The 18,402-nt window shown below is 71.4% G+C and carries 1 protein-coding gene; it reads left to right on the forward strand.

What is annotated here, in order from left to right; translation table 11 throughout:
• The first annotated feature begins 48 nt into the window (after positions 1-48).
• Entirely contained in the window at positions 49-18,363 is an 18,315-nt protein-coding gene (locus ACTWQR_RS36505) for a WXG100-like domain-containing protein (RefSeq protein ID WP_443231530.1), read from the forward strand.
• Positions 18,364-18,402 lie beyond the last annotated feature (39 nt).

The raw sequence follows: 18,402 nt of genomic DNA on the forward strand, positions 1-18,402 counted from the left end.
GGGAGCGGCCGCTCCGTCCTGCCCGCGCGACCTCCAGGACGGCCCACGATGAGCATGATGGCATCGCCCGAGGTCAACGCGATGATCTTCATCCTCACCGGGGAGAAGCTCATCGACGCCGACGAGGACCTCGCCTACGACAGCCGCACGCCCTACTCCGGCCTGGGCCGGAAGCTCGACAGGATGTCCTCGCTGATCGACAAGTCGATCCACGACATCGCCGAGTCCATGCCGGACGACCTGGCCAAGTCGTACGCCAAGGCGATGGGCATGCTCATCGACGACGGCGGCAAGAACTATCTGCGCGAGTTCGCCGAGCAGCTCGACAAGATCGCCGAGGGCCGGCGCAAGACCTCCATGGACATCATGGAGTCCAAGTGGCAGGTCATCGCCGAGGTCATCCGGCTGCTCATCGAGATCGCCCTCTACCTGGCGATGTCCTTCTTCACCGGCGGCGCCTCGGCCAGCCAGATCATGATGGCCAAGCTGCGCAGCCGGTTCCTGATCCTCACCACGCTCAGCCACCTGCTCCAGCGGCTGCATCTGGCGCCCTCGCTGACTGAGGCGTTCGCCGAGGCGTTCACCACGTTCGCGGTGCGGCTGGCGATGATGAACTTCGCCCCGGACGGCCGCCGCCCCGACGGCTTCGACTGGAACGACATCCTCAAGTCCGCAGCGTTCGGTGCCGCCGCCGGCTTCCTCACCAGCGTCTTCGACGACTTGGCGAGGAACATCGTCAAGAGCTACGACAACAACTTCCTCAAGAACGGCCCGGACCTCGACTTCAAGAACAACCCCAACCTGAACAACACCCCGAACCCCGACTTCAAGAACAACAACCCCAATCCCAATCCCAAGCCGAACCCCGACCCCGGCCCCGACTCCAGCCCCGGCCCCAACCGAGACAACACCCCGAACAACAGCCCCGGCCCCAACCCGAACGTGAACAGCCCCTCCCTCACGAACAACAACCCGTTCACGTTCCGGTTCAACCCGCAGTCCTTCAAGAACAACACCAATCTGTGGCGGAACAACCAGCTTCTGCGCAACAACGCCGACCGGCCGGGCGCGCTTGCCGGGCACTACGGGCTCAAGGGGACGGCCGACTTCCTCGCCGCAGGCTCCGGCGAGGCGCTCGCGGAGATCCTGATCAAGGGCGCCTTCGACGGCGACTGGTCCACCAGCTGGTCCACCTTCGTCGGCGCGGGCATCAGCAGTCAGGTCGAGGCCACGCTCACCGACGCCGCCCTGAACAGCGGCGCCGAACTGCGCAACGCCATCGAGAAGTTGCGCAACCAGCCGCCCACCGTCTCCGGCGGCAACACCGACTCCGACACGCGGGACTCCGACGGCTCCACGCGCTCTCGCGACGGCGACGGCCCCGGCCTTACCGACGGTCCCTCGCGTCCGGACACCTCGGGCGGCAACGGCTCCGCGCTCGCCTCGCCTCCGCCCGTCACCCAACAGAACGTCGGCCAGGGGGACTTCACCGGCAGCCAGCCACCCCCGCCCTACTTCGCCGAGAACCCACCGCCGTACACCACCCAGGACCCGCCGCCGTACTCCCCGGGCTCCTTGCCCGTGACCGCCGCCGAGAACGAGCTGTGGCAACAGGTCCACAACGGCACCGCCGAGGCCCGCGAGCAGGCACTGCGCGACCTCGCCTCCCTGCGCGGCTCCCAGCCGCCCGGCAGCACCGAGATCGGCGTCCGCGACAGCCTGCACAGCAACCTGTCGCAGCTGCCCGAGGTCCGGGTGGTGCCCGCCGGGAACGGCCCCGCCGCCGAGGTCGACACCGACGAGGTCCGCCGCGCCCTCGACGGCTTCGGCACCCCGATCATGGTGGACACCCCGATCATGGTGGACACCCCGCTCACCACCACGCCGGGCACCTTCGGTAACGGCTCCACGGCCAACTCCGTTCCAGGTCCCGCCGGGGACACCGCCGACTCGGTGGTGGACCAGGATCCGGACGCCGGGATCGACAACACCGGTGACCGGGACGGTGCCGCGCCCGAGACGTCTCCGGAGAACTCGGTCGTGGATTCCCCGGAGAGCAACGTCCGCAACTCTCCGGACGAGGTGGCCGAGCAGAACGACCGTACGGCCGCGGTGCCGGGGCAAGGGGGCGGCGGTCCCGTCGCCTCCAACGGCCCCACCACCTCCGCCGCGCCCGGCACGGGCACCGGCGCACGGCCGAGTGGCGTCCCCAACGGCGGAGGCACCCAGACTCCCTCCGACACGCAGCCCCAGGGCACCCGTAACCCGGACGGCACGGCCCCGGCGGACGGCTCGCAGACCACGTCCGACGACGCCCCGCAGACCTCGCAGTCGCCGGAGACGGCACCGTCGTCGGAGACCGCCACCTCTCCGGAGACCACTTCCTCCCCGGAGGCCATCACGCCTCCGGAGACCATCAACTCGTCCGAGAACCCCGTCACTTCGGACTCCACCGAGAGCGCCCCCACCCCGGACGTCGACATCACCACGGCTCCGCCGAAGGTGAGCACCACTGGCTCGTACGCCGATGCCGACACTGGCGACGTACGCGATGAACGCGCCAGCAGCGGCCTGAGCGACGCGAAGGCCGGTCCCACCCCCGCCGGTAACCCCGCGCCCACCCAGGCACCGCCGCTGACGATCGTGGTCTCGGCGGTGCCGCCACCGGGTGAGGGGACGCCGGAGGCGGCCGAGCTGCTGGACGGGGCCGGGGCCGACCGGGCTGTCGTACTCGGTCCGGCGGTCGCGCCGGACGGGGCGGGGCGCCCGGTACGCGCCGCCGTCGAGCTGACCCGCGAGGGGCCGGGCGCCCCGGTCCGGGTCCGCCCGCTCACCGGCCCGCCGCCCGCCGCGACGCCGGACGGCACCGCGGACGCCACGGACACCGCGTTCCCCGGCGCGGACGTGCTGCTGCCGCTCGCCGACGCCCTCGGCCCGGCACCCCGCCCCGCCACCCAGAGCACCGCGACCACCGACAGCGAGCCGGTCACTACCCGGGCCGCGCTCCCGAAGGTGCTCTCGGGGGTGACAACTCCCGTACCCGGCAACGGAGTCGGCCCGGACTCCACGGTCACCACCACTCCCGCCGCGGCCAAGCTCGCCACCCTGGCCCGCCCCTGGACCGAGACGGCCACCGACCTGCACCTGGAGTCGGGCAACGGCGGCAACGGCAACGCCAACCGCGACGGAACCGGCGGGCACGTCCCCGGCCTCGGCGGCGGGCGCGGGTCCGGGAACGGCGGCACCCCGCCTCCGCCCCCGTTTACCGCGCCGGACAACTCCCCGGACACACCCCCCGTGGCACTCCCGCCGTCGGGGCGGATCATCGTGCGACCCCCGGACAGCGGCAGCACCGCCGACGACGGAAACGGCCCCGCGCGGCCCGCGGGCGCGCCGGTCGTCACCACCCTGGACGGCCACACGGTGCCCGTCGCGCAGCTACGGCGCTGGGTGCCGGACGTGACCGTGAAGCCCCAACCGGGTCGTGCCGTACAGACGTTGACCATCTCGCAGAGCCCGGCCGAGGACGGTACGGCGCACAGCGCGGGGCGTCGCGCGCTGCTGGGCCAGGACACCTTCCGCGGCGTGCGCACCACTTCCGCTCACCCGGCTACGGAGACAGCCGCGGACCCGCCCGCCCGCCGTACCGTGTTCACCGGCCCGCCGACCGCGCTCCCTGGCTCGGGCACCGAGCGGGGCGCCGACTACTTCGCGGGGCACGGCACCTCCCGTACCGTCACTCTCGGTACCGAGGGTGACGCGCGCCCCACCGTGAAGGTCAGCGGTGTGCAGCTCGGTGAGGTGCTCAACTCCTGGGCGGGGGACGGCGATCAGGACCGGCCACTCGTGCTGTTCTCCTGCGAGACCGGGCGGCAGCCGGAGGTGGCGGGACTTCCGGTGGCACAGCATGTGGCGAACAGGACCGGGCGGCCGGTGTACGCGCCGACCACCGAGGTGGGCACGGCCCGGGACCGGGACGGCAACGTCCGCGCGGTGCTCACCGAGGGCCCGGACGGGCCGGGACGGTGGCGGCTCTTCACCCCGGAGCCCAGCGGTGCCGACCTGGACGGGCTGGCGCGCGACGCAGGCCTGCACGCGGGCCCGGAACCGGCCGATGCCTTCGCCCGGGCCCGTACCCTCCAGCAGATCCGCACGCTGCGCGACACCCTCGGCCCGGACGCCGAACAGCGGCCGGAGAACCGGGAACTGCTCGCCGGGCTCGCCTTCGTGGACGGCCTGCGCTGGCTCAGCCCGGACACCGCGGCCCGCTACAGCGACGGCCGGATGACCCCGGACCTGCTGCGCCGGATGGTCATCGACCGGCGCGGTGCGATGGGCGACACGACCACCGATCCGGCGGCCGACCCCACTGCCCCCACTGCCGAGCAGTACACCGAATTCCTGCGCGCCGCTGCCGAGTTGCGTTCCACCGCCGGGCCCGAAACCACGCTCGACGCCCTGCTGCCCCCGCCGCCGCCCGCGCTCCCGCCGACCACCCTTGTTTCGCCGGAGGACGTACGTGGTCTCGCCTACGCGCCCTCCGCGCAGATCACCTGGTCACTTTCCAGCACCCCGCTGCCGCTGTCCGAGCTGGGCCTGAGCTCCGAGGACACCGCCGAACTCGCCCGTCGCAGGCCCGACCTGGCGCCCGCGTCGAGCCGCCCGGAGAGCCTCGCCGAGGACATGACCCTCCTCAGCAAGGCCACGCCCGGCACTGCGGACACCGTGAACGCGGACGGCCTGTCCCTCCGGCGCCTGGACACCCCGGGCGGCGGAAACTGCCTTTTCCGGGCGGCGCTCGACAGTGCGCGCGGCCAGGCCGTACCACCCGCGTGGGCCGCACGGAACGTCGCCGGCCTGCGCCGTCTGTTGAGCGACCGGATCACCGAGTCCGAATTGGGCGACGCCGTGGCCTTGGCGATCCCGGACCCGGTGTTCTCCGTGGTGGACGACCTGCGGATGAGTGCCGTGGCCGGGGCGCAGGACCCGGCCGAGCGGAGCCGGATCACCCAGCTCTGGAACCGGATCGCGCAGGATGTCGTCACCGACGGCGACGCCGGCGAATGGCAGCGGATCCTCCGGGAGAGCGACTACCCGCGCCTCGCAGACGTGGCGCCCACCCCCGCCGACGCGTGGCGGCTCGGCGCCAAGGAACTCGTCGGCGCGGCGGCCGAGCTCCCGGCACTGTGGGCTTCTCCCTTCGCCGACCAGCTCCCGGAAGCACTGGCACACACCCTTGACCTCGATCTGCGGCTCGTCCAGCCCGACCCGCGGTCGCCGGGGAGCACCTTCGTCAACACCCTCAACCCGGGCGGACAGGGCGGCGCCCTGCACCTGGCCTACAACGGCACCGACCACTACGACGCCCTGGTCCCGGCCTCGGCGCCGCTCACCCCCGTACCGGACCCGAACACCACCCCGGACCCGAACACGACCATCACACAGGATCCGACCACCACTCAGGACCCGGCCACTCCGGACCCGGACGGCTCCGACCCCTTCGGGGAGTGGCTGCGCAGCATGGGCGGGGTCACCGACCTCGACGGGCCCGACACCGAGGCCCCCGACCGGGGTGACCCGGTACCGCTGGAGACCCAGCTCGAACGGCATCGCCCGGCCCGGCTGCTGACCGGCGAGGACGCCCGACCGCCGGGCCCGGCACCGCGCACCGTCACCTTCGAGGACGGCAGCCGACTGCCCACGGTCCTGATCAGCCCGGACGCCGATCCGGGCGACGGCACCCCTGGCGGGCGGACGGACGGGACCACGCGGAGTCGCCCGACCGGACTCTTCACCGGCCCCGGCAAGACCACCCTGCGCTCGCCCGAGCAGGTGGCCCAGGAGATCCTGAGCAAGCTGCCGAAGAAGCTGCGCGCCCAGTTCGACGAGGCGGAGCTACTGCGCCTGCTGACCGATCAGCCCGGCGCCTTCACAGCCCCTCGCGGCGCGCGCTTCGTGGGCCGGGAGAAGTCCGGCGTCGGCCACGAGATGACGGTCGAGGCCATCCCGTACCACCGCTGGGAGCGCTTCTCCGACGTGAACGGCGGCACCGTCCGGCTGGACACCATGCGACGCGGCCAGGCCGGTACGGGCGGCGGGCGAAGCGTCGGCTTCGGGCGCCGGATCGCCGGAGGGCTGAGCATGGGCCCGCCGCTCAACTGGATGCTGAAGATCGGTGTTTCGCTGGGCTGGACCCGGAGGACCGACTACGCCCAGGGCACCCAGGCGTACAACCAGTCCGAGTGGCGCGCCTGGGAAGGCTCGCACCTGCACCTGGACGACGTCCACTACCGGGTGCGGGTCGACCGCGTCACCCAGGCACCGAAGACCACCGGCCCCGATATTTCGTCCGGCCGGGGCAGTACCCCGGGCAACCAGCCCAACTCGCCGCTGCCGAAACCCCATTGGCAGCGTACGCAAGTGCACTCCGCGGAGTTCGCGATGCGCGACGGGCTGAGCTGGCGGCTGCCGGACGACCTCACCGTGCCCTACAAGGGACCGCAGCGGGCACCGAAGACGCTCACCTTCCCGGACGGGATCGAGCCGCGGATCACCGACACCACCGGGCTGCACCTGACGGATCCGCCGGAGGACATGGCGCTGGCCATCTCCGGGGCGCGGCCAGGGAGTTCGGCGCACCGCACCCTGGTCTCGTACGTTCGTCCGGGGCGGCTGCTCGCCCTGTTCGGCCGGTTCTCCGGGCCGGTCACCGGGCCCGAGCTGACCCGGGGCAGCGGACAGCACCCGCTGGGGCACCTGATCGTGGAGCGCTCGGTGCCGCACCGGGCCACACTGGTCACCGAATCGGTCAAGGCGGAGTTGCGCGACCTCACCCAGACCACCTACCAGAACGAGCGCGGCCACGTCCGTGACACCCGCCTGGGCATCCAGGTCACCGCCGGGCCGAACTACACCCTCGTCGGCGCGGAGACCGATGTGCGCCTCCAGGGCGGCCCGTTGGTCCGCGCGGACCTCAGCGCCGGGCGAGGCCACTACCTCGGCGTCGACGCGGCCCGGAAGACGACCGGCCGGGTCCGCAACCACCCGATCGCCCTGTACCGGGTGGAGCGCACCCTGATGGTGCGCAAGCCCGGCGAACCGCAGTCGGCCGCCCGCCCCGTCCGGGTGGTCAGCCTGGACTGGATCTCCACCCAGGACGCCCGACGCCTCGCGGGCTGGGACAGCCGCACGCCCGGCCAGGCGGGCCCCAACCCGGACGCCGAGCCGCCGGTGCCGTGGTACCTCACCCGAGAGGACCCGGTCCACCTGAGCGGTCAGGTCCGCGCCGAGGGCTTCCGCCCCGGCCGCCCGCAGAACCAGTTGGGCAATCAGCCCCAGGGGCAGAACCAGACCCAGGTACAGCCGCAGCCCCAGCCTCAGACCCAGGTACAGCCGCAGCCCCAGTCGCAAAACCAGCAGCCTCAGACCCAGCCGCAGGGCCAGAACCAGCAACCCGCCCCCCAGGACCCCATGCGGGCCTTCGCGGATGCCGTCCTGGACACGCTGCACCGCTCCTACCCGTCGCTATTCGTCCCGCCGTTGATGCTGCGGCACCCGCGGCTGGCCAAGTTCTGGTACGGCGACGGGCGGATGCGGACCGCGCTGCACAACGACCGCCAGGTGCGCGAGGCGCTGAACCGGCCCAGCCTGGCGCAGAGCCTGGACGACCTGACCACCACCGGGGTGCCGGTCACCCTCACCGAGGACGGCAAGGTGCGCCGCGGCCACCACACGCTCATCCTCCGGGCACGCCTCACCGACCGGCAGTTCGAGACCACCATGAGTGAGCGCTCGCTGCGCAACGCGGTGATCGGCACCGAGGTCTCGGGCCAGGGACAGCAGGCGTCCAGCACCCTCTCCGCCGGTGTCGAGCTGGGCATCTCGCCGCGCGACCACGACAAGGTGCCCGAGGTCGGGCTGCCGCGCCAGGCCGGCAACGTGTCCCTCGGCGCCCGCTACGCCAAGACCGACCAGAGGGCCACCAGGAACACGGTCGCGGTGGCCCACGACCAGCTGACGTTCCAGACCGGCGCCGACCTCTACAGCTACCAGGTGGAGCTGGGTGCCTCCTTCGAGGGCCACCGCCGCCCGCGCGGCTGGGCCCGGCTCGCCTCGGTCGGCCTGCTCGGCGCGGGCGTCTTCGTCAGCAACGTCGAGGAACGGCCACTGTTCACTCGGGGCAACGAGACCGTGGGCCGGGTGGAGCTGGCCGTGCCCGCCGCGCACGGCTCCGACCGCCACGCCCCCGCCGACCCGCCGCCCACCGGGCCGGCACCGGCGACCGCGGCCGTACCGCAGCAGCTCTCCTCCACCGAGGCGGACCAACTCCTCGACGGCACCCGCCCGCTTCCCAGGACGGACTCGCCCGACCGGCAGCTCACCAAGAAACTGCTGAGCGTTCCGCACGTGGTGCTGAGCGCCGAGGGCGGCCCGCAGCGCCAGCGGCTCATGCAGGACACCGCCGACCGTGCCTCGGGCGCCTCCTGGCACGTCAGCGCACCCGGCGCCCCGGTGCGCACCGCGCTGCGCCGGGCGATGGCCAACCTCAGCGTGGCCGGGCAACTCGGCCAGTATCTGGGCCCGTTCGGTTCCCGCGTCGCCGGACTCAACGGCGCCGGACCGTTCCGTACGCATTACCTCAAGGCGGCGGTCCGCGGGGAACTGGGCAACTTCCGGGTCAAGAGCGACCCGAAGGCGGCCAGCCTCGAGGCCACCATCGGTAACGAGCACCGCGTCGCCGGCAGCACGAGCACCGTCTCCCGTACCACCGTCGGCCTCCAGGGTGCCGACATGCCGCTGCAGCAGGCCCCGGGCCAGCCGGCGGTGGTCGGCTCCTACTCGACCGCCCTGCAGTACGCCTGGGGCAAGGGACGCAGCGTCTCGGGGACCCTCACCCGGGGACGCAACACCACGCTCACCTTCGCCGGGCGCATGTACCTGGTGGTCGCCGACGCCGCCGAGACCGTCGCGGTACGGGACCGCTGGACGGCCGCGATGGGCACGGTGGGCACCCGCGCCGGCGCCCGTATCAGCTCCGCGGCCGGTCGGCTCTCCGAGCGCCTCGGCGACAGTCTCGCCCCACGCCGGGCCGCCGCCGCGCTCCAGCGCATCCGGGACGCGGTGATGTTCCACCTCCCGATGCAGGACGTCATCGAGGCCGGGCTCGCCCCGGACGGCCTGGGCACCACCACCCCGCACAACCTCGGCGGTGGCTACCGGGTGCCCCCCTACCTGCGCAACCGCCGCTTCCCCACCCACCCCAGCGGCCAACTCGACGCCGGCCCTGCGGCACAGCAGCTGATGGGGCAGCTGGAGAAGATCGGGGTGCCCTCGCACGACCGGGAGCAGGTCCTCCAGCGGCTCTCCCCGGACTTTCTCCGCGCCCACCTGCACGAGCTGACGACCGACGGAATGACCCTGCCTGTCCGCTACCGTGCCTGGTCCAGCCCGCACCACCTGCCGGTCGGCGGCAGCCCCGGACAGGTCCAATTCAAGCTGACCCCGGTCACCACCACCGTGGACAGGTTGCGTACCGGCTACGAGCTGGAGGACTACCGCACCATCGCCCGCGACGACGCCGACGGCACCTCCCAGGACCGCGGCGCCGACGTGACGCTCAGCGCCGGCGAGCGCGCCGCGAGCAGCGGCATCCTCATCGCCAACCCCTCGCTCCAGGGCACCGCGGCCAAGCAGCGGTCGAGCGTCCGGACCCAGACCGCCGGCAGCACCGCGATGCCGAACATCGCCACCACCCAGGCGCACGCCGAGATCGTCACCAGCTACACGCTGACTGTCACCATGACGGACGCGACCGGTGATCCGCTCACCCCGGGTGTCAACACCCCGGTCGGAAGCCTCAATGAGATCCTCCCGGCGAACCTGCTGACCCCGGACGGCGACGGCGCCGACGGCGCGCTCACCGAGCAGGACGTGCCGGAACCCGAACGCGCGGTGAAGATGCTGACCGCCGCCCAGGCCCGCCCGGAGGGCATCGCCGCCTGGCGCACCGCCGCCGGGGACGACACCGGGAACGGCACCGGCAGCGCCGACCAGGACGTCCTGCCCTTCGACGACCGGATCGGCTCCGGCATCCTCGCCGTGGACATCCGAGGCGCGGCCAACGTGCAGGACGCCCTGACCCTCGCCACCGCGCGCGCCGACGGCCTCGGCGACAGCGACCTCGGCAAACGGCACACAGGCAAGGTCCTCGACTCACGCGTGCGCATGGCCCGCCAGACCCCGCTCACCGGCCTCGGCACTGCCCCCGCCCAGGCCCAGCAGGAGGCCACCGCGCAGGGCGGTCTGACCGCCGGTTTCCGCGAGGCGCTCGGCGCGAATGGCTCACCGCTGCCCGCCCAGGCCTCCGCGCGCCTCTTCGGGCAGTACCACACCGCGGACTCCCGCCTCTACGCGAAGATGCACCGTCGCGGCGCCCGCCTGCTCGCTGTGGAGAACAGGCCGCGCATGGAGGCCATGCAACGGGCGAAGGCCTCCGACGCGCTGGAGGCCGGCATCACCGACAACGTCGAGGGCGCCCTGGGCACCTCGCCGCTGGCGGGCAACAGCAACGCGGGTGTGACCAACCCGGGCGCCACGGTCCCGATCGGTGGCTCGAACGACGGCACCGTGCTCAAGGGCACCGCGGACACCACCCTCGGCACCCACCTCAAGGTCGTCACCGACCGGAGCATGCTCTTTGCGCTGCCGGTGAGCTGGCTGTCCGTGGCCGAGGCGGACCACCGCATCACCGACAGCCGCCCGCTGCACGCGCTCGGCAAGGCCAAGCGCGGGCCGCGCGCCGCCGAGGCCGAGACCGCCGCCCTGGTCTGGCTGCGCGAGGACATCGCCCGCGACTACGGCCTCCTGGACGACACCACGTTTCCCGACGAGGTCCTCGCAGCCTGGGACGACCTGTCCAAGGCGGCGGGCGACCTCGCCGCGGCCGAGAAGGGCTACTACGACGCACGGGCGCGGGCCCGGGCGACGTGGCTCGACCTGAGCCCGGCGGAACAGGCCGCGCTCGGCGACGACAACTCCGGTCCGCCGACCGATCTGCCGCAGGACATGGTCTGGTCCCCGGCCGTCGTCGCCTGGCAGGCCGCCCGCCAGGAGGCCCACCGGTGGGAGCAGCACACCGACGCCGCCGCCCGGGACCACCACCGGCTGCACCTGGCCGCCTCCCGCCTCACCGCGCACCACCAGGGTTCGGCCTCCGTCCCGGTGCCGGACCGGCCGCAGGAGTACGCCGAGCCGGGCTGGCGCTCCGAGGCACCCGAGCCGTACGTCATCACCGACGGGACGGACTCCGCCCCACGCACCCTCACCTCGCCGGACGGCGCCACGGTGCGCGAGGTGCACGACATGCCGCACGACGGCGCCTCGTTCTTCCACGCGCTGCTCGCTGCCGCCGAGGCCCGAGGCCGCCTGCCCCACCTGCTCGGCACCGACCTCGCCGACCGGTTCACGGGCGCCTCCGGCGACCCGGCGGTCACCGCGGAGGCCATCGGCACCGCCCGCGACCGCCTCGCCTGGGAGCTGGGCGAGGACGGCAACGAGGACCTGCTCGACGCCCTCGCCCTGGACGCCGAGGACACCTTCACGCAGGACGAACTCGACGCCGCGGGGGTGCAGTTGACCCCGGCGCAGCAGACCGAGTTCGATGCCTTCGGCCGACTCCCGGGGACCTACTGGCCGACCCCCGCGCAGCGGGTGGCGCTGGCCACCGCGGCTCTGTCCCGCCCGTTCGCGAGCGAGCCGCTGCAGGACGGCGGCACGGAGCGCCCGGACGGCGAACCGGCCCGGCCCGAGCGCCGCGCCGGGGATCACGGCGGAGCCGACCTGCTGCCCGCCCTCGCCGCCCGCGTCCTGGGCACCCCGCTCACCGTGGTGACCGGTGAGGGCCGCGACCAGCTCTTCCTCCCGCACGGCACCGATCCGGCCGCCGTCGACCCGGCCACCGATCCGGTCCTCTTCACCACCGACGGCTTCTTCCACGCCACGCTTCCGCCCGGGACCTCGCCGCCGGTCGCCACCCCGTTGCCGGCCCCGGCGACGGTGACGACCGGTACGACCGCGGCAACTGCGACGACCGCGGCCGGTACCGGTGCGAACACCGGGACATCGGCCGTGGGGACCTCGGGTACCGACACCACGACGAGCACCGGGTCGGAGCAGCGGTCCGCGCAGCCGCCCGCGCACCGCAGCCACGCCACCCCGCCCTGGCTGCCGCCCGCCGACAGCAGCGGCCCGCGCTACCGCCTCGACCGCGACGGTGTCCTCACCGCCCCCGACGGCGCCACCTACACCCAGGTCGCCCCCGCCGGCCGCGGCAACGGCTTTTTCGGCGCGCTCTCCACGGCCTTGCGACAGGCAGCGGAGCAGCCCGGACTGAACCGCCAGGAGGCGGCACGGCTGCGCATGCGCGCCGGGGCGTCGCCCGCCCAGCTGATGCGTCTGAACGGTCTGCCCGCCGACTCGGCGGAACGCGACTCGCTCTTCACACCCCCACCCATGCGGACCCACCCCGGCGAGCCCGCGCCGAGCCAGGACGCCCGCGAGGGGCATCTGCGCCGCCACCTCGCCGAGGCCCCGTGGGGTCCCGGGGCCGACCGTGCGGTGGCCCGGTGGGCCGCCGCCGCGACCGGCACCACCGTCACCCTGATCGAGGAGAACGGAACCGCCCACACCTACCCCGGCCCGTCCGGCGACAGCGGTCCGCACCTTCGGCTACGCCGCCGGGGCGGGGACTTCGTCCCCTTGAGCCTGTACACGCCTGCACCCACGCCGAAGGCTCCCGTGCCCAAGGACACGGAGTCGAAGGCACCGGAACCGAAAGGCTTGAAGGCGCCGGAGCCGAAGGGCCCGGAGCAGAAGGCCCCGGTGCTGGAGGGTTCCGAGCTGAAGGGGCCCGAGCTGGAGGGTTCCGAGCTGAAGGGGCCCGAGGCACAGGTCACGACGTCGGTCGACACTGCTACGCCGGTCCCGCCCGTGCCGGATCCGGCCTCGCAGGACCCGGCCCTGCAGGACCCGGTCTCGCAGGACTCGACCCTGCAAGACCCGACCCCGCAGGACGCGCTCCTCCAGGACGCGGCCACCCTTCCGCTGGCCCCGTCACCGACGCGCAGCGACCTCCCGGGTCTCCTGGAGGAGGAGGCGTACGAGCTGAGCATGCTGTCCGGCACCGACACGGGCGACGCCCCCACGGACTCGGACACGGCGCCCGCCGCACCGGAGCCGGTCCTCCGTCCCTTCAAGTTGGGGAACTTCGAGTTCACCAACTTGAACCAGACGGAGAGGTACGTCGACAAGGCGGTCCGGATCATCGAGCTGCTGGACGAGCACAGCACCATCAAGAACTACGTCGGCGGCCGCCCTGTCCGGATCACCCTGCACCTGCGGACGACGGAGACTCCGGCGGACGTGAGGGACCGCGGTGATGCCGGTGTGGACATCAACCTCGCCAGTTACTACTTCGAGAAGTACGACATCGGCTACGTCATGGGGATGCTGGCCCACGAGATCGGCCTGCACCCCCTCGCCTCGCGCAACACGGAGATTCCGGAGCAGGAGGAGGCGTACCGGGGTATGCCCCTGCCCGTGCCGGGACTGACCGACCTGAGGACGCCGCGCACCATGAACACCGAGGGGGCGGGCCAGGCCGACCACATCATGGCCGCCTACCCCCCTACCATCCGGCACGGCATCTACCGCGACATCGTCATAGAGATGGCCAAGGTGCTCGCGCAGCACGCGCGGGTCGGCGTGACGGGCGCCAAGTCGCAGGACGTCACCGACCTCTTCGACACCTACCTGATGGACCTCGCCTCCATCGCGGTCACCAGCGACTACCGGATGAACGCGGTCAAGGAGCCCAACTACACGGCAAGGGTCTACAACGCCTACAAGGAGATGCTCCGCGCCCAGTTGGCGGAGAACACCGCTCTTCGGGACCTCCTGCCGTCGAACAAGAGCCTGTTCGGCGTCGCACGGTCCTTCACCCAGCTCGGCACCAGCATCGCGACCAACAACCGCGGCGACAGCATCCAACAGCCCGTTGCTCCGGACCAGGCCGGAGGCAACACCGGCGAGGCACGCCCCAGACTTCCCGAGGCGGGCACCGGCCCCGCGCCGCAGACCGCGCCGTCCGCCACCTCGCCGACGCGTGGCCCGCGCGACAGCCGACCCCGGTTCGTGGTGCGTTCAGGCTTCGACGCCCGGCGGTTCTCGTACCAGGGCGAGCCGGTCACCGACCTCACGGTACGGCTCGCGATGCGGGGCCCGGAGGGCCAGGTCGCACATGTACGCGACCAACTCGGCGCAGGCGTACGTGAGTTCCTGAACGACCCCAGCTACCGCCTGCCCAACGGCGACCGGCTGCACGTGACCGTCGAGCACGTCGATCCCACCGATGCGCCGCACCTGACCGTGAACCTGGCGGGCCGGGACCAGGCGATGAACCAGACCACCTGGTGGTCCGATGCCGCCCCGGTGCAGATGGTGCACGAGCTCACCCACCAGCTCGGCCTGCGCGACGAGTACCGGGACGCCGACTCCCCGCACCGCCCGCACATCCTCGGCAGCCTGCTGGGCGACTTCGACGGAGCTACCGAAGACGCCTCCCTCGCCCCCGCCGGCCTGCGCGACCGGCACATGGCCCTGCTCGGAGCGCTCATCGGCGACGTGACCCCAGCGCCTCAGCAGAACGGCGACCAGGCGGACCAGAGCTGGCCGGCGGCCCGGAGCGCCGCCACTGCGGAAACCCGTGAGTCCATCTGGGTCGACCCGGTCTCCCTGCCCCGACCCGCCGACGGCCCGCCAGTCACCGAGGTTCCGGCTCACATGCAGCAGGACTCGGACACGGCGCCCGCCGCACCGGAGCCGGTCCTGCCTCCCTTCAAGTTGGGGAACTTCGAGTTCACCAACTTGAACCAGACGGAGAAGTACGTCGACAAGGCGGTCCGGATCATCGAGCTGCTGGACGAGCACAGCACCATCAAGAACTACGTCGACGGCCGCCCTGTCCGGATCACCCTGCATGTGCGCACGACGGAGACTCCGGCCGATGTGCGTGACCTGGGCGACGACGGCGTCCAGATCAACCTCGCCAGCTATTACTTCGAGAAGTACGACATCGGCTACGTCATGGGCATGCTGGCCCACGAGATCGGCCTGCACCCCCTCGCCTCCCGCAACACGAAGATCCCCGAGGAGGAGGAGCTGTACCGGGGCATGCCCCTGCTGGTACCGGGACTGGAGACCCTGAAGACGCCGCGCTTCATGAACACCGAAGGCGCTGGCCAGGAAGACCACGTCATGGCCGCCTTCCCCCACACCATCCGGCACGGCATCTACCGCGACATCGTCCTGGAAATGGCCAAGGTGCTCGCGCAGCACGCGCGGGTCGGCGTGACGGGCGCCAAGTCCCGGGACGTCACCGACCTGATTGACACCTACCTGATGGACCTCGCCTCCATCGCGGTCACCAACGACCACCGGGCGAGGGCGATCAGAGACCCCAACTACACGGCAAAGGTCTACAACACCTACAAAGCCCAGCTGGCCGAGCACATCGCCCAGGACAGTCCCGTCCGCCCCTTGCTGCCCTCCGACAAGGGAAGGTTCGGTGTCCTCGGAGACTTCGCCCAGCTCGCCACCAGCGTCGGAACCAACAACCGCGGCGACAGCATCCAGCAACCCGTTGCTCCGGACCGGACCGGCGGCAACACCGGCGAGGCACGCCCCAGACTGCCCCAGACCGACACCGGCACCGACCGCACGGCGACCACCGGCGTCCCGGCCCGTATGCCGCAGGACCCGAACACGACGCCCGCAGCACCGGAGCCGGTCCTCATCCCCTTCAAGTCGGGGAACTTCGAGTTCACCAACCTGAGGCACACGAACGAGGGGTACCGCGACAAGGCGGTCCGCATCATCGAGCTGCTCCGGAAGCACGACACGATCCGTGACTACGTCGGCGGCCGCCCTGTCCGGATCACCCTGCACCTGCGGACGACGGAGACTCCGGCCGATGTGACGGACCGTGGTGATGCCGGTGTGGACATCAACCTCGCCAGTTACTACTTCGAGAAGTACGACATCGGTTACATCATGGGGATGCTGGCCCATGAGATCGGTCTGCACCCCTTGGCCTCGCGGGACACGAACATCCCCGACGAGGAGGGGATGTTCGCGGGGGTTCCGCTGACGGTTCCGGGGCTGACGGACCTGAAGACACCGCGGATGATGAACACCGAGGGTGCCGGTCAGGCCGACCACATCATGGCCGCCTTCCCCAGCAGCACCAGGCACCGGATCTACCGCGACATCGTGCTGAAAATGGCCGGTGTTTTGGCGGAGGACGCGCGAACGGGTGAGGAGGGCGCCAAGGCCAAGGACGTCACGGACCTGGTCGACACCTACCTCATGGACCTGGCCACGATCGCGCTCACCAACGACAGGCGGAAGGACGCGGCGTGGGAACCGCGGTACACGGCCAAGGTCTACAACGCCTACAAGGCGCAGTTCGCAGCGCAGTTGGCGCAGGACAGCCCCGTACGGAGCCTGCTGCCGGCCGACAAGAGCTGGTACAACGTCACGAGCAACTTCCTGGGCCTGGGCAGCAGCGTCGCGTTCAACAACCAGGGCGACAGCATTCAGACCAGCACGCCGACGCCGAGCGGCAGCGACACAGGCGAGGCCCGCCCGCGGCTTCCGCAGGGCAGCACCGACACGGCACCGCAGACCCCACCGCCCGGCACACCGCAGTCGCGGGGGCCGCGCGACAGCCGCCCCCGGTTCGTGGTGCGGTCGGGCTTCGACGCCCGGCGGTTCTCGTACCAGGGCGAGCCGGTCACCGACCTCACGGTTCGGCTGGCGATACGGGGCCCGGAGGGCCAGGTCGCACATGTAGGCGACCAACTCGGCGCAGGTGTAGGGGAGTTCCTGAACGACCCCGGCTACCGTCTGCCCAACGGTGACCGGCTGCACGTGACCGTCGAGCACGTCGATCCCTCGGACTCTCCTCACCTGACGGTGGACCTGGCGGGCCGGGACCGGGCGATGGACCAGAACACGTGGTGGGCGGATGCCGATCCGGTCCAGCTGGTGCATGAGCTGACCCATCAGCTCGGTCTGCGCGACGAGTACCGGGATACGGACTCTCCGCATCGCCCCCACATCCCGGGCAGCCTCCTTGGAGACCTGAGCGAAAGCCCCGAGGACTCCTCCCTCTCCGCCGCCGGCCTTCGTGGCCGGCACCTGGCCCTGCTCGGTGCCCTGATCGGCGAGCTCGATCCGCACGAGAGCGAGCAGGACGGAGAACAGAGGGAACAGAGGGAACAGAGCTGGGAGGCGGCTCGTGACGCCGCTGAGCCGATCACTCGAAAGTCCCAGTGGGTGGACCCGGTCTCCCTTCCTCGTGCGACCGGGGGGCAGGACAGCACCGGCGCCGCGGCAGTCACCGAAGTACCCGCCCGGATGCCTTCGAACACGGAAACCGGGCCGAGCGGTCCCGCCGCGCCGGTACCAGCACAGACCTTCATACCGTTCAAGTCCGGGAACTTCGAATTCACCAACTTGAGGCACACGGACGAGAGGTACCGGGACAAGGCGGTCCGCATCATCGAGTCACTGCAGAAGAACGACACCATCCGGAGCTACATCGACAATCGTCCGTGCCATATCACCCTGCTGGTGCGGACCACGGAGACTCCGGCCAACGTGCGGGACCGTGGCGGCGAGGGCGTCGACATCGAACTCGCGAGCTACTATTTCGAGAAGTACGACATCGGTCACGTGATGGGGATGCTCGCCCATGAGATCGGTCTGCATCCGCTGGCTTCTCAGAATGCCGGAATCCCCGATGAGGAGTTGATGTTCCGGGATGTTCCGCTGCCGGTGCCGGGCTTGGCGGACCTGAATACTCCACGCACCATGAGCACGGAGGGCGCGGGTCAGGCCGACCACATCATGGCCGCCTTCCCCAGCAGCACAAGGCACCGGATCTACCGCGAGATCGTCCTGGAGATGGCCAAAACACTCGCACGGGATACGCAGACCGGGGAAGAGAACGCAAAGTCCAAGGACGTCACAGACCTGTTCGACTGCTACCTCATGGACCTCGCCTCCATCGCCGTCACCAACGACAACCGGATGAACGCGGCGAAGGAGCCCAACTACACGGCGAAGGTCTACAACGCCTACAAGGAAATGCTCCACGAGCAGTTGGCGGAGGACACTTCTCTCCGGGCCCTCCTGCCGTCGAACAAGAGCATGTTCGGCGTGATCAATGATTTCCGACGCATCGGCACCTACATCACGATCAACAACCGCGGCGACAGCATCCAGCAGGCCAACGCGACCTGAGCCGTCAACGCGGTTGGCCGACCTCGCGGAAGTCGGACT

It is taken from the genome of Streptomyces sp. 2A115 (assembly GCF_052245575.1).
Taxonomy (GTDB): domain Bacteria; phylum Actinomycetota; class Actinomycetes; order Streptomycetales; family Streptomycetaceae; genus Streptomyces.

Excerpts from the sequence above, each read along its gene's own strand:
- ACTWQR_RS36505 (WP_443231530.1), top strand. The coding sequence starts at position 49 with ATGAGCATGATGGCATCGCCCGAGGTCAACGCGATGATCTTCATCCTC.